The organism is Photobacterium piscicola, from assembly GCF_046058925.1.
GTDB classification, from domain to species: Bacteria; Pseudomonadota; Gammaproteobacteria; order Enterobacterales; family Vibrionaceae; genus Photobacterium; species Photobacterium piscicola.
The window spans coordinates 1,495,059-1,512,423 of record NZ_CP175534.1; the positions used below are offsets into that span (position 1 = coordinate 1,495,059).

Consider the following 17,365-nt stretch of genomic DNA (forward strand, 5'->3'; position numbering starts at 1 on the left):
CTATATGTTAACGTGTTGTTTGTTTATAATTAAGACTAATGATAAGCTGCCAAAGTATTGACGTAAAGTTGTTTTTTATGTCCAAGTATACAATAACTGTATGATTGCTTTAGTTATATGAATAATTAACGATAATTTAAACATATTAATGTTGATTTCAAATTATGCAGTTTGATTGTTATGCCATCAGGAATTCTAAAGGTTGGGCGTTTTCATGACTAAAAATGATAATAATAATAAAGTTGAAGAGTTTAAACTTGTTGATGGAGACGGTTTTGTTCTTCAGCCAAATCAACAGCCTATCCCTATTGTTGATTCACATACTCTTCAAGCCAATGAAGTTATTGTCACTAATCGTGACGCCAAATTTATTTTAATTAAAGATGGTATAGAACAAGTTGTTAACTTTCCTTGTCCTACTTGTACTGTATTAACGCCAAAGGGTGTTGAAACCGTTGAATTAGATAATAGTCTAACTTTTAATGGAGAGGCGAAAGAAGGTGCATCATTTTCTGTTGATGATATTACAGCATTACAAAATGCTATTTTAGCAGGGCAAGATCCGACAGAATTGTTTGAAGCACCAGCTGCGGGTAACGAGAGTGCCGCTGGTAATGTGGGATTAAATGGTTCATCAGCAACCTCCAGTTTTATTACAATCAATTACGATAATGATGCTGTATTAGCTAAAGCTGGTTTTGATACAGCGTATGATCCTCAGCGTAATATCCAAGCTATCGATCCAAATGCTATTTTAGCTGCTGATGGCGGTGAAGTTGGTGCGATGACTGTTGTGGAGGGTGATTTGTCTCCATTAGCAGGCGAACAAGGGTACCCTGTTCAGACCTCAATATCTATTGCTGTTGAAGCAGCAACTCTTCCTCTTGATACTGCTTCTTTTGTTTTTGACCCTCTTATTATTAATTCTCTACTTTCTGAACTTAATAATGAAATTACGGCTGGTGGTGAAGCGGTTAGTTTTATTTATGACACTCAATCAAATTCAATTGTTGGCTCGCTTAATGGCGAAACTATCATGTCAATTTCTTTGAGTGCAGTGTCTGAAAATGGGCGTGATGTTAATGTAAAGGTTACTACAACTATTAATCAGCCGATTGATCATATCGGAAGTAATGATGACGGATTGGTCACGCATGATGGCGATATAATTACTGTAGATGTATCAATTCAGGGTACAGATTCAAACGGAAATCTACTTGATAAACCTATTAATGTTGATATTACTATCAAGGATGGCGCCAACCCCGAATTTGGTACCGATAGCGGCACTACCATTGATGAAACGACTCAACAAGGGCAAGTCATTCATGGCGATGTGCCTCTTGATATTGGCTCTGATGCTATTCACCATATGGATTTTAATGTCTACCAACCAAGTTTAAATACAATCACTAGTAACGGTGAGGCGACGAGCTTCAGCGTGAATGGCAACGTATTAACGGTTGTTGATAGTGATAATAAGCCAGTGATGGTGGTGACGATTGCGAAAGATGGCTCATACACGGTTGAAGTCACAGGCCCAATTGATCAAAACGATGCTGACATTGCCAACATTAACCTAGGCGTGACGGCGACGGATAACGATGGCGATACTACCAACGGTCAGGTGGTGATTAATATCACTGATGGCGCAGACGCGGGTGGTAATGAGTACGGTGAAATCACCATTACTGAAGGTGATTTAACCCCACAAGGCAGCGAACAAGGCTATCCGGTCTCAGGTAACACTACGGTTGTGATTGAAGCGGGTGCAGACCGTCTTGATCCAAGTAAAGTAACCATCGATCCAAAACAATTAACCACGTTAATTAGCGAATTAGAATCAGAGTTAACTACGGGCAATAATGAAGCGATTAGCTTCCATTATGATGCTGCAACAGGCGTATTAATTGGTAGCACAGCCACAGGTGAGCCGGTTGTGACGGTATCATTGGATGCGGTACAAGCGGCTAATGGTCACGATATCGATGTAAAAGTGACTATCAGTCAAGAAAAACCATTAAATCATACCGACAGTGGTGTGGATGGTTTAGTTGATAGCATTAACGATCAGATCACCATTGATGTACCTATTCAGGCGCAAGACACTGATGGTGACTGGCTACAAAAGCCTGCTAATGTTGATATCACTATCAAGGATGGCGCTAACCCAGAATTTGGTACCGATAGCGGCACCACCATTGATGAAACGACTCAGCAAGGGCAAGTCATTCATGGCGATGTGCCACTTGATGTTGGCTCTGATGCTATTCACCACATTGATTTCAATGCCGAACAACCAAGTCTTCAAGGTATTACTAGTAATGGTGAGGCGACGAGCTTCAGCGTGAATGGCAACGTATTAACGGTTGTTGATAGTGATAATAAGCCAGTGATGGTAGTGACTATCGCAACGGATGGTTCGTACACCGTTGAAGTCACAGGCCCGATTGATCAATCAGCGAGTGATGTTGTTAATCTGAACTTGGGTGTGACGGCCACTGATAACGATGGCGATACCACCAACGGTCAAGTGGTGATTGATATTACTGATGGCGCAGACGCGGGGGGTAATGAGCACGGTGAAATCACCATTACTGAAGGCGATTTAACCCCTCAAACGGGTGAGCAAGGCTATCCTGTTTCAGGCTCTACAACAGTAGTAATTGAAGCCGGGGCTGACCGTTTAGATCCCACCAAGGTCACTATCGATCCAAAACAATTAACCACGTTAATTAGCGAATTAGAATCAGAGTTAACCACGGGCAATAATGAAGCGATCAGCTTCCATTATGACGCTGCAACAGGCGTATTAATCGGTAGCACGGCGGCAGGTGAGCCGGTTGTGACGGTATCATTGGATGCGGTACAAGCGGCTAATGGTCACGATATAGATGTAAAAGTGACTATCACTCAAGAAAAACCATTAAATCATACCGACAGTGGTGTGGATGGTTTAGTTGATAGCATTAACGATAAGATCACCATTGATGTGCCGATTCAGGCGCAAGACACTGATGGCGACTGGTTACAAAAGCCTGCTAATGTTGATATCACGATTAAAGACGGCGCTAACCCAGAATTTGGTACCGATAGCGGCACCACAATTGATGAAACGACTCAACAAGGGCAAGTTATTCATGGTGACGTGCCGCTTGATGTGGGCTCTGATGCTATCCATCATATTGATTTCAATGCCGACCAACCGAGTTTAAATATAATCACCAGTAACGGTGAGGCGACGAGCTTCAGCGTGAATGGCAACGTATTAACGGTTATTGATAGTGATAATAAGCCAGTAATGGTGGTGACTATCGCAACGGATGGTTCGTACACCGTTGAAGTCACAGGCCCAATTGATCAATCAACGAATGATGTTGTTAATCTGAACTTGGGTGTGACGGCCACCGATAACGATGGCGATACCACCAACGGTCAAGTGGTGATTGACATCACCGATGGCGCGGACGCGGGTGGTAATGAGCACGGTGAAATCACAATCACTGAAGGTGATTTAACCCCACAAGGCAGCGAACAAGGCTATCCAGTATCGGGTAACACTACGGTTGTGATTGAGGCGGGTGCAGACCGTCTTGATCCAAGTAAAGTAACCATCGATCCAAAACAATTAACCACGTTAATTAGCGAATTAGAATCAGAGTTAACCACGGGCAATAATGAAGCGATCAGCTTCCATTATGACGTTGCAACAGGCGTATTAATTGGTAGCACTGAAGCAGGTGAGCCGGTTGTGACGGTATCATTGGATGCGGTACAAGCGGCTAATGGTCACGATATCGATGTAAAAGTGACCATCACTCAAGACAAACCATTAAATCACACCGACAGTGGTGTGGATGGTTTAGTCGATAGCGTTAATGATCAGATCACCATTGATGTACCGATTCAGGCGCAAGACACTGATGGCGACTGGTTACAAAAGCCAGCCAATGTTGATATCACGATTAAAGACGGTGCAAACCCAGAATTTGGTATCGATAGCGGTACCACTATTGATGAAACGACTCAACAAGGACAAGTCATTCATGGCGATGTGCCTCTTGATGTTGGCTCTGATGCTATTCATCACATTGATCTCAATGCTGACCAGCCGGACTTAGCCAACCTAACCAGTAATGGTGCCGCGACCACATTTACGGTTTCAGGTAATGTTCTGACTGTTGTTGATAGTGAGAATAAGCCAGTGATGGTGGTGACTATCGCAACGGATGGTTCGTACACCGTTGAAGTCACAGGCCCGATAGATCAATCAGCGAGTGATGTTGTTAATCTGAACTTGGGTGTGATGGCGACTGATAACGATGGCGATACCACCAACGGTCAAGTGGTGATTGATATCACCGATGGCGTAGACGCCGGTGGTAATGAGCACGGTGAAATCACCATTATTGAAGGCGATTTAACCCCTCAAACGGGTGAGCAAGGCTATCCTGTTTCAGGCTCTACGACAGTAGTAATTGAAGCCGGGGCTGACCGTTTAGATCCCACCAAGGTCACTATCGATCCAAAACAATTAACCACGTTAATTAGCGAATTAGAATCTGAATTAACCACGGGCAATCATGAAGCGATCAGCTTCCATTATGATGCTGCAACTGGCGTATTAATTGGTAGCATGGCAACGGGTGAGCCGGTTGTGACGGTATCATTGGATGCGGTACAAGCGGCTAATGGTCATGATATCGATGTAAAAGTGACCATCACTCAAGAAAAACCATTAAATCATACCGACAGTGGTGTGGATGGTTTAGTCGATAGCATTAACGATCAGATCACCATTGATGTACCGATTCAGGCGCAAGACACTGATGGCGACTGGTTACAAAAGCCTGCTAATGTTGATATCACGATTAAAGACGGCGCTAACCCAGAATTTGGTACCGATAGCGGCACCACCATTGATGAAACGACTCAACAAGGGCAAGTTATTCATGGTGACGTGCCGCTTGATGTGGGCTCTGATGCTATCCATCATATTGATTTCAATGCCGACCAACCGAGTTTAAATACAATCACCAGTAACGGTGAAGCAACAACATTTACGGTGTCAGGTAATGTTCTTACTGTTGTTGATAGTGATAATAAGCCAGTAATGGTGGTGACTATCGCAACGGATGGTTCATACACCGTTGAAGTTACAGGCCCAATTGATCAAAACGATGCTGACATTGCCAACATTAACCTAGGCGTGACGGCGACGGATAACGATGGCGATACCACTAACGGTCAAGTGGTGATTGATATCACCGATGGCGCAGACGCGGGGGGGAATGAGCACGGTGAAATCACCATTACTGAAGGCGATTTAACCCCACAAGGCAGCGAGCAAGGCTATCCGGTTTCGGGTAATACGACGGTTGTGATTGAGGCGGGTGCAGACCGTCTTGACCCAAGTAAAGTGACCATCGACCCAAAACAATTAACCACGTTAATTAGTGAATTAGAATCTGAATTAACCACGGGCAATCATGAAGCGATCAGCTTCCATTATGATGCTGCAACTGGCGTATTAATTGGTAGCACGGCGGCAGGTGAGTCGGTTGTGACGGTATCATTGGATGCGGTACAAGCGGCCAATGGTCACGATATCGATGTAAAAGTGACTATCACTCAAGAAAAACCATTAAATCATACCGACAGTGGTGTGGATGGTTTAGTCGATAGCATTAACGATCAGATCACCATTGATGTACCGATTCAGGCGCAAGACACTGATGGCGACTGGCTACAAAAGCCTGCTAATGTTGATATCACGATTAAAGACGGCGCCAACCCAGAATTTGGTACTGATAGCGGCACCACCATTGATGAAACGACTCAACAAGGGCAAGTTATTCATGGTGACGTGCCTCTTGATGTTGGCTCTGATGCTATTCACCACATTGATTTTAATGCCGATCAGCCGAGTTTAAATACAATTACCAGTAACGGTGAAGCAACAACATTTACGGTTTCAGATAATGTTCTGACTGTTGTTGATAGTGATAATAAACCAGTGATGGTGGTGACTATCGCAACGGATGGTTCGTACACCGTTGAGGTTACAGGCCCGATTGATCAATCAGCGAATGATGTTGTTAATCTGAACTTGGGTGTGACGGCCACTGATAACGATGGCGATACCACTAACGGTCAAGTGGTGATTGATATCACTGATGGCGCTGACGCCGGTGGTAATGAGCACGGTGAAATCACCATTACTGAAGGCGATTTAACCCCTCAAACGGGTGAGCAAGGCTATCCTGTTTCAGGCTCTACAACAGTAGTCATTGAAGCCGGGGCTGACCGTTTAGATCCCACCAAGGTCACTATCGATCCAAAACAATTAACCACGTTAATTAGCGAATTAGAATCAGAGTTAACCACGGGTAATAATGAAGCGATCAGCTTCCATTATGACGCTGCAACAGGCGTATTAATTGGTAGCACTGAGGCCGGTGAGCCAGTTGTGACGGTATCATTGGATGCGGTACAAGCGGCTAATGGTCACGATATCGATGTAAAAGTGACTATCACTCAAGAAAAACCATTAAATCACACTGACAGTGGTGTGGATGGTTTAGTCGATAGCATTAACGATCAGATCACCATTGATGTACCGATTCAGGCGCAAGACACCGATGGTGACTGGCTACAAAAGCCTGCCAATGTTGATATCACGATCAAGGATGGCGCTAACCCAGAATTTGGTATCGATAGCGGTACCACTATTGATGAAACGACTCAACAAGGGCAAGTTATTCATGGCGATGTGCCACTCGATGTTGGCTCTGATGCTATTCACCACATTGATTTTAATGCCGATCAGCCGAGTTTAAATACAATCACCAGTAATGGTGAGGTAACAACATTTACAGTTTCAGGTAATGTTCTGACTGTTATTGATAGTGATAATAAACCGGTAATTGTGGTGACTATCGCAACGGATGGTTCGTACACCGTTGAAGTCACAGGCCCGATTGATCAATCAGCGAATGATGTTGTTAATCTGAACTTGGGTGTGACGGCCACTGATAACGATGGCGATACCACTAACGGTCAAGTGGTGATTGATATTACCGATGGCGCAGACGCGGGTGGTAATGAGCACGGTGAAATCACGATCACTGAAGGTGATTTAACCCCACAAGGCAGCGAGCAAGGCTATCCTGTTTCAGGCTCTACGACAGTAGTAATTGAAGCCGGGGCTGACCGTTTAGATCCCACCAAGGTCACTATCGATCCAAAACAATTAACCACGTTAATAGATGAACTGTCATCTGAATTAACCACGGGCAATCATGAAGCGATCAGCTTCCATTATGATGCTGCAACTGGCGTATTAATTGGTAGCACGGCGGCAGGTGAGCCAGTTGTGACGGTATCATTGGATGCGGTACAAGCGGCGAATGGTCACGATATCGATGTAAAAGTGACTATCACTCAAGAAAAACCATTAAATCATACCGACAGTGGTGTGGATGGCTTAGTCGATAGCATTAACGATAAGATCACCATTGATGTGCCGATTCAGGCGCAAGACACGGATGGCGACTGGTTACAAAAGCCTGCCAATGTTGATATTACTATCAAGGATGGCGCCTACCCTGAATTTGGTACCGATAGCGGCACCACCATTGTCGAAACCGAAACAGGGACAACAGCCAATGGTAAAATAGCGCTTGATGTTGGCTCTGATAATATCGCCCATATTGATTTTCAGATATCTCAACCATCACTAGATGGCATTCTATCGAATAATCAGGCCACTCGTTATGTTGTTGATGGTAACGAAATTCATGTCGTCATTGACGGTGGTACTAATGATGGTGAAGCGGTACTGACTATTACTATTGGTAATGATGGTCATTATATCGTTGAACAACATCAACCTATTGAACAAAATAATGCAGCAGGTGACAGTGTCAATATTGAGCTTAGTGTTGTTGCAACTGATGATGATGGTGATATTAGCAATACGGGTCAATTAGAGATTCATATTAAGGATGGTCTAAATCCTACAGGTGAAGGCGTTCAAGCCAATATTACTATTACCGAAGGAGATTTAGAAAATCCTCGCCCAGGTAAAGGTTACCCTGTTGTTGGCTCCGGACAATTCACTGTTGATGCAACTGATGATGCCTTAGTCGCTACTTCATTGACAATCACAGATAGTGTTAAGTCGACATTGCTAACCGAATTAAATGGCCTTACATCGGATGGTGAAACGTTAAGTTTTAATGTTGAGATTGGAGCTAATGGTGTCATTACCATAACGGGTGTAACCGCAACAGGTGGGCATGAGGCGGTATTGATTACGATGACACCATCATCATTAGCAAATGGTGATGTCAGTGTTGATATGACCATTCAACAATCATTACCGTTAGATCACTTACACGCGAACGGTACATTTGTTGATGTTAGAGGCGGTAAGATTACTATTAATGTGCCTGTTCAAATGCAGGATACTGATGGTGATGCGTTAGAACAACCTGTTGATGTAAACATTACAATTAAAGATGGTCAAAAACCGTCATTTGGACAAGATACTTCAGCAACCTTAGACGAAGGTACATCAGGTCAGGCAACAGGCTCAGGCTCAATTAATGTTGATACTGGAAGCGACCAAATAGAAAAAGTTTATTTTGGAAGTGAACAAGTATCATTAAATGGTTTAACCAGTAATGGTCATGCCACGAGCTATCATGTAAGTGCTGACGGTACAAGTGTGATTGTTGTACTGCAAAGTGATCCGTCTCAGATTGTGATGGAAGTGAGTATTGATATTGACGGTCACTATACGGTTACCCAACAACAACCGATAGATCAAGTTGATGACGTGGTTGCTGATAATGAAATCATCAAGCTAGACGTTTATGCGCAAGATCATGATGGTGATGTTAGTAAGCCAGGCCAAATCACGATCAATATTCATGATGGTGAAAATGCTACAGGTGGTGAGACTGGCTCAATTACTATTACTGAAGGTGATTTAACGCCAACTGCTGATCAACAAGGGTACCCGGTATCAGGTGATGTTGATATTGCAGTAACTGCAGGGGTTGACCGACTTGATCCAACAACAGCAACTATAGATAACAGCAAACTTACATCATTGATTAATGAACTACAGTCAGAACTAACGGCAGATGGTGCGCCAGTAAGCTTTGTTTATGATCATGTTAGCGGTGTTTTGACGGGTACTGCAAATGGTCAAATTGTGCTTACCGTTACAGTGACTGCGATACAAGCTGCAAACGGTCATGATGCTGATATTAAAGTATCTATTACTCAACATTCTCCGCTTGATCATAGTGGTAATACTGACGGTGGATTGGTTACTGTTGATGGCGATAGAATCGTTATTGATGTACCAGTACAGATACAAGATACCGATGGTGATTATCTTGATGGTGATAGCGATAACTATATTAATGCTCAAATCACCATTAATGATGGTACTGGCCCAGTGATCACAGCCGCACCTGCATTAACGGTTGAGGAAAGTGATTTAGCTTCTGGTTCGACCCCCTCGGGGGATGGTGAATCTGCTCTTGGCGATATTATTGTTGATTCAGGAAGTGACTATATTTCAACTTATAAAGTTGATGTTGACTCTTTTAATCAACAAAATGACATAACCTCAAATGGAAATAAGATAACGTTATCACAATCAAGTGAAGGTACTTATCAAGGTATTGCTAACGGTAATATTGTGTTTACTTATTACTTACTACCAACAGGCCGTTATATCTTCCAGTTGCATGGCACCATCGATCACCCAACCCAAGGTGAAGATCAATTAACCATTGAAATACCTGTTTATGCTATTGATAAAGATGGTGACCTGAGCGCGAGTGTTAATATTGATGTCACAATTAAAGATGATATTCCTACTGTTGAAAATGTAGTTTTAATTGCAGTAGAAAGTACAGCAGATCATATCAGTGATACCAATTATGGTTATGTTATTGATCAAACTGGTGCAGATGGAGCCCAAGTTACTTCTGTCACTATTAATGGTGACAAAATTGCGTTGAGCGATGAGAACTTGAGTCATGACGGATACCATGAATTTGATGTTTATGATGGTAATCAATTACTAGGCCAGTTATTCATAAAGCCTGATGGTCAAACAATCTTTAGATCAAATGCTGATCTTACTCATAGCCAAGAAGAAATTATTAAACAAATTGGTTTTGAAGTGACAGATGGGGATGGTGATACAGCTCAAGGTACCATCACTATCGAATTATCAGATCAAGATACTATTCTTCATACTGAGAACAGCATCGGTGAAGAAGACGATGGGCGCCACTCTACAGATCCAACCGATAATGTTGATCCTAGCCGAAGTGGTATTGCAATCAATATGACCATTGATGGTGGAGATAACGACCGTGGTGAACATGTTGGTACGGTAACTATTCAACCGCAAGCACAAACACATGGTGTGTTTATGTATAACGGGCAACCACTCACTGTTAATAGTGATGGTAGTGTTACCTTACCACCGAATGCCTTTACGGTTGATAATACCAACCCACCAGATGTGAAGTTTACCTTACAAGGTGTAACTTTTGTTCCTGATGCCGACTATTCAACTTCCGCCGCTGGAATAAAATTTGATGTAACAGCACAAATCAATACCACTGATGGTGGTAATCATCCGGTGATGAATGGTGAGTTTTCCGTTAATGTTCAAGGGATTGCAGATACACCTGTTTGGAATGCAAGTTCGGTTGATCATTATGTCACGACAGAAGATCAGAATAACGTTCTGCTTGATGTTGTGGCTGATTTACAAGACACGGATGGTTCAGAAAAGCTATTTTATTTCATTACCGTCCCTGTTGAATATCAAGATAAGTGTACCTTAGAAATAGGAGGACAGTTATTAACAGAGACTTCACCAGGCTCTGGTATCTATAAAGTAACTGTAAATCAGATGGCTGCGGTTGAAGTAAATCCAGTCGATAACTTTAGTGGTGATATTAAGTTAACTATTCAAGCGCAAAGTAAAGAAAAGAGTAACTTTGTTGATGGGCATCAATTTGCTGATTCGGCTGAGAAAACAGTTATTATTAATGTTAATCCTGATGCTGATGATGGTGTGCTTAAAGTAACGCGAGTAGAAGCAAATGAAGATCAACGGATTGACTTATCAAGCCATATTAGTTTGGTCTCACTCGATGATAATACTGATAATTCTGAGCATTTATTCTTACAGATATCAGCTTTACCAGAAGGCGCAGTACTGTATGTTAATGATCAGCTACTGACGCCAAATGCCGATGGCGTGTATGAGATCTCATACCAAGAACTAAGCGGTTTATCAATGCAACCGCCGTTAGACAGTAATGTCGATTTTAGTATTACGGTTAATGGTGTTGTCCGTGATATCGCACAAGTGACAGATGCTAACGGTCAAGTGATAACTGAGACCAGTGAAAAAATCATCGGTCCTCAAACCATTGATGTTGCGTTAACCGGTGTGGTTTATCACCCTGAAATTGTATCTGAAAACCCTGATTGGACACCATTGGATGATGGTCGAGATGGTTTACAAACCACGATTAAAGAAGATGGCGAAGCTAAATTTGATTTTAAAGTCGTCTCTGGTGAGCACACCAATGCTGATGGTAATACCGATGGATCTGAAACGCTTAGTGTAATTATTTCAGGCATTCCAAAAGGGACTGAGATTTATGATGCAGAAGGTAATCTACAAACCTTGGTTTACGCAGGTGAAGACAGTAATGGTCAGCCTATTTATCAAGTAAACCTTGACTCATTAACCAATATTGTGATTAAGCCACCACAGAACAGTACTGAAGATATCAGCTTAGATGTCCGTACTGTTGTGACTGAAAATGATGGTGCAAGTGCTGAGTTTAATAGTGAGTTGATTATTCATATCACACCTGAAATTGATGCGGATAATTACACCACCATATCGACAGGACTAGAAGACGAAGCAACTATTGTTCATTGGCAACCATCGCTGACTGATCCGCAAGAGCATATTACAGGTTTAGCTTTAAGTGGATTACCTGCAGGTTATCAGTTGTTTATAGATGGTACTCTGCTTAATACTGACAGTAGTGGTCATATAGAATTAACTACACAGCAATTACAGACATTACTTGATGGCGGTGAATTAACAGTAACTGCACCTCATAATTCAGATCAAGATATTCAGTTAACCTCAACGGTTACCGTATCTCAAACTGATGTCGACGGTAATAAAGAAACAGTAACCAAAGATATTACTGGCACATTGGATGTAGATATTAAAGCGGTTGTTGAGCCTGATGGTTCAATAGTTATTGATCATAATGGTACACAAGAGACTACGATTGCCTCAGGTACCGACGGTATTATTGATTTATCTAATGATGCTGGATCTGACGGCAAAATTACTTGGCAGAATGATGATACTTCAAGTTCAGAAGTGATCACGCAAATTGTGTTAGATCCTATTCCTGAAGGATTTGTGATTATTGGTGGTATTAATAACGGTAATGGTAGCTGGACGGTGCCGCAATCATCACTAGATGACTTAAAAATCATTGCACCAGAAGGGTTTAATGGTCAGTTAACTCTTAATATTAATGCTCTTGTTCAAGATATGAGTGATGACGGTGATGTGAGTGACAAAGTTGATGAGAAAGGAACAATTATTCTAGATTTTAGCGCTAACACTGAAAGTCATACTGAAAAAGCTGCCGATATCATTGTTGATGGTAGCTATATCGTAACAGGCACTGAAGATAGTAGCGTTAATCTTGGTCAGCAAATAATGGATAACGTTGTTACCATTAGTACAGCTAACGGAGATCAAACCCATGATGACTTTACCTTGGTTATCAATGGTAATGATTTACCTCAAGGTGCAACTATTTCAGGGGCTGATTTTGACCATGTAACGGGAGAGTACGTATTAAAAGTACCTGTTGCTGCTGATGGTACAGTTGATCTTTCAGGCGTTACGTTAAATCTTCCTGCTGATTACGCCGGAGATTTTAAGTTTAATGTTACCTATGTCACCACAGATACCGATAGTGGCGATTACATAACCAAGAATGACACTATTGCTGTGCAAGTTGCACCACAAGTTGATGGTCCTAAAAATGTAGCAATTACGGTTGTAGAAACTGATGGCTTAAACGCCGATAAGCAGCCGATCTCGACATCAGATGATAAGCAAGAGCAGGTATACGATAATATTGCTTACGAAGATGGCGATATTAAACTCGATCTTTCGATGAGTTTAAAAGATACCGATACATCTGAAACTGACGGTAAAGAAACGATACAGTCAGTAACACTGACATTGGCAAATACTAGTGATGGCGTGTTTATTGATGCTGATGGTAACGTGTTGGGCACATCAATTACGGTAGATCAAAGTCAGCTTGATAATATTCATTTTAAGCCAGCATTAGATTTTAGCGGTAAAGTTGATATTAATGTTAGTACGACTGTAATTGATACGGCTATTTATGATCAAACAACCGGTGCAACAGTAACTGATACGAAATCGTTTGATAGTACGGTCAGTTTTGATGTTATTGCTGTGAATGATGAAATTAAATGGCAGGGTATTGATACACCGATTGTTGGTGATGAAGATACCGCTATTCCACTTGCAGGAATTAGTGGTTCTTTAGAAGATGTCGATGGATCAGAGCATATTGTTTCGATGAAATTAGAAAATGTGCCTGATGGCTTCATTATTGAAGGTGCCGTAAATAATGGTGGTGGTGTATGGACGATTACTGCATCTGGCGAAAGCTTTGATTTAAGTGATATTAAAGTGCGTCCACCACATGATTTCAGCGGTAAAGTTGATATTGATATTGTGGTTTATTCACAAGAGGCTTCATTAGATAAACCAGCGGAAAATCGTGAAACGATCACCATTGATGTTAATCCAGTCGCTGATAAAGTGGATACTGATGTTGATCCAAATGTAAGTGGTGACGAAAATAGTCCAATTACGCTTGATTTGGGAATTAAAGCTTTTGATGATCAAAAAACCATTAACAACCCAGGGACAAATGTGCATGAAAATGGTGCCGAATCATTACAAATCACCATTACTAATGTGCCAGATTCAAGTTCATTTATTCTTCCTGATGGTGTTGCTGGTAGTGCAGAAAAGCAACTAGATGGCTCATGGATTATTAAAGTAACGGGATCTGATCTTGATACCTTAATTTTCAATCCAGGTGACGCCAATAATCAAACTGTTATTGATGGCAATATTTGGAATGGCGACTTAAATCTAGATATTCGAGCGGTGGATAATGGCATTGTCGGAACGGATAGTGTTGCTGTTGATAAAATTATTCATGTAGAAGTTACGCCAGATAATGATGCACCAGTAAACCATCTGCCATCAGAACCATTAACAGTTGATGAAGATGCAACTTTAGTCATTAAAGACCTTCAAATTACTGATGTTGATAGTAATGATCATGGTGCCATTATGGACATGACCGTTACATTAAGTGTTGATCACGGGCAACTTGCTATTGCTGCAGGAGTAGATACATCCGGACTAACAATTACGGATAATGCCGATGGTAAGTTGGTTATTAATGGTGATTTAGCGTTAATCAACCAACTATTAGCTCAAGGCATTAACTATACTGGCGATAAAGATTTTAATGGTACTGATAGTCTTACCATGACGACTAACGATAATGGTAATTCAGGCGCCGGCGGTGCATTAACAGATACCGATAGTGTTGATATCACAGTAACACCAGTTAACGACGCCCCAATTAATACTGTACCAGCACCATTTGATGTTAATGAAGATGGCAGCCATATTATTACTGGATTAAGCATTGCTGATGTTGATGCTAAAGAGAGTGGCACTTCAGGCCAAATGACGGTTGAACTCAATGTCGAGCATGGGCAGTTGTCAATCATTGCTGCAGATACTCAAGGGTTAACAATTACTGATAATGGTGATGGTAAACTCGTGATAAGTGGTGATATTGATAAGATTAATACCTTGTTGGATGGCGGTATTAAATACACTGGCGATGAAAATTTTAATGGTAGCGATCAGTTAACCATGACAACGTCGGATAATGGTAATGTGGGTAACGGCGGTACATTAACGGATGTGAGTACTGTTGATATCACAGTAACACCAGTTAACGACGCCCCAATTAACACTGTACCAGCACCATTTGATGTTAATGAAGATAGTAGCCATATTATTACTGGATTGAGTATTGCCGATGTTGATGCCAAAGAAAGTAGTACATCGGGGCAAATGACAGTTGAGCTAAGCGTAGAGCATGGACAACTGGCGATTATTGCTACCGATACTCAAGGACTAACGATCACTGATAATGGTGATGGTAAGTTAGTGATAAGTGGTGATATCGATAAAATTAATACCTTGCTTGATGCGGGGATTGAATACAGTGGCGATCAAAACTATAACGGTAGCGATCAGCTAACCATGACCACTTCTGATAACGGTAATGTCGGTAGCGGTGGTGCGTTAACCGATGTGAGTACGGTTGATATCACTGTCGATGCGGTCAATGATGCACCGGTCAATGAGGTACCTACCACCATTACTGCGAGTGAAGATACTGCAACAGTTGTGGAAGGTATAAAAGTTACCGATGCTGACTTTAATGAGCTTGCCAATAATGAAGCGATGTCGGTGACATTAGCGGTTAATCATGGCTCACTATCGATTACATTACCGACAAATAGTGGTGTTGAAGTTACTGATGATGGCAGCGGTAATGTGGTTCTGAAAGGTTCAATGGCAGATATCAACGCGGTACTTGATAGTGGCGTGAGTTATACTGCAGCTGAAAATTTCAGTGGCAATGATGAATTGACCATTACAACCAATGATGGTGGTAATACTGGTTCTGGTGGCAGTCTATCGACGACCAATAAAGTCAATATTACCGTCACACCAAAAGCGGATATGCCGTCTTTAAGTTTAAGTCCGGATCATATTCAAACCGCAGCGATTCAAAGCTCATTAGGGACAATGGTGCCTTTGATTGGTTTAATTGCTGCAGCGTCAGCTGATGCTTCTGAAGCACTGACTGTCAAACTTAGTGATTTAGGCTCAGCTCAGGTTGTTGATAAAGCTGGCAATGTTATTGGTACCGATTTAGGCAATGGTGATTGGCAAATTACAGCTCAAGATCTGAATGATGTTTACATCAAAGACCTGGAACAAGGTGCTCACACCATTAGTGCTGTTGCGGTATCGACTGAGTTAGATGGTTCTCAGGCGATGTCCCCACCTGTAAATATTAATATTGCGGTAGATGACCTGAGTCCAACCAATAATCTTATTGGTCAAAATAATGCATCTGATCAAGCTAACTTAGTGATTGATAGCACAGCACAAGCCACGCTGTTTGGTGGTGACGGCAATGATATTCTTGTGGGTGGTTTAGCGTCTGATATTTTAGTTGGCGGCCGAGGTGATGATATTCTGTGGGGAGGCGATCTTGATGGCCATGGGGATGGTGTTAAAGATACTTTCTTATGGTCTGAAGCTGATTTTGGTACAGTTAATGCGCCAGTAACTGACACTGTAATGGATTTTGAAGTTGGTATTGATACGATTAACCTTGGTGATGCGCTCGATAGTCAAAATATTCAATCTTTGGATGATCTCAATAATCGGTTGAATATTATTGAGCAACAGGGCAATACTGAAATTCAGATTTTTGATGACCAACATCAAGTAGTGCAAAACATCATATTGAATGGTATTAGCCATAATGATCTCTTTGGTAACAATGCAACTAGTATGTCTAATGAAGATAAATTGGATGCGTTACTTAATAGCGGCAATCTTGAATTGAGCGATAATTTTGGTAATCAACAGGCCAATACCTTAACTGCTGATAATCAAGGTGAATCATTATTTGGTTTTGATGGTAATGATATTCTAGTTGCAGGGCAAGGTAACGATATTTTAACTGGTGGTAATGGTAACGATATGTTCACATGGCATGAAACATCGCTTTCTACTGTAGCAAATACTGATACCATTGCTGATTTTGAATTAGATAAAGATCAAATCAATATTCATGATTTACTGACTGATGATGAAAATGCTAGTTTAAAGATGGATGATCTATTAAGTCATGTGAGTGCTGATGTAGACAATAAAGGCAATGTTAATCTTGAAGTAAGTAGCCTTGACGGTAAATCACAACACATAGTGTTAGAAAATATTAACCCACAGAATGACTTAGGTTTAGTTGATGGTGCATCTTCTGCTGATATTGTGTCATCCTTATTTAACCATAATGCGTTTCATGTCGATAATAATAATTAACGACTAATTAAC

1 protein-coding gene is annotated in these 17,365 nt (G+C 41.5%); it reads left to right on the forward strand.

From position 1 onward, the window contains the following. The first annotated feature begins 214 nt into the window (after positions 1–214). Positions 215–17,353, forward strand: a complete 17,139-nt coding sequence (locus tag ACJZU6_RS07260; RefSeq protein ID WP_408900884.1) for a retention module-containing protein — start codon at positions 215–217, stop codon at positions 17,351–17,353. Positions 17,354–17,365 lie beyond the last annotated feature (12 nt).

What these genes read in the sequence shown, in the direction of transcription:
- ACJZU6_RS07260 (WP_408900884.1), top strand. Translation starts at nt 215, where the DNA reads ATGACTAAAAATGATAATAATAATAAAGTTGAAGAGTTTAAACTTGTT.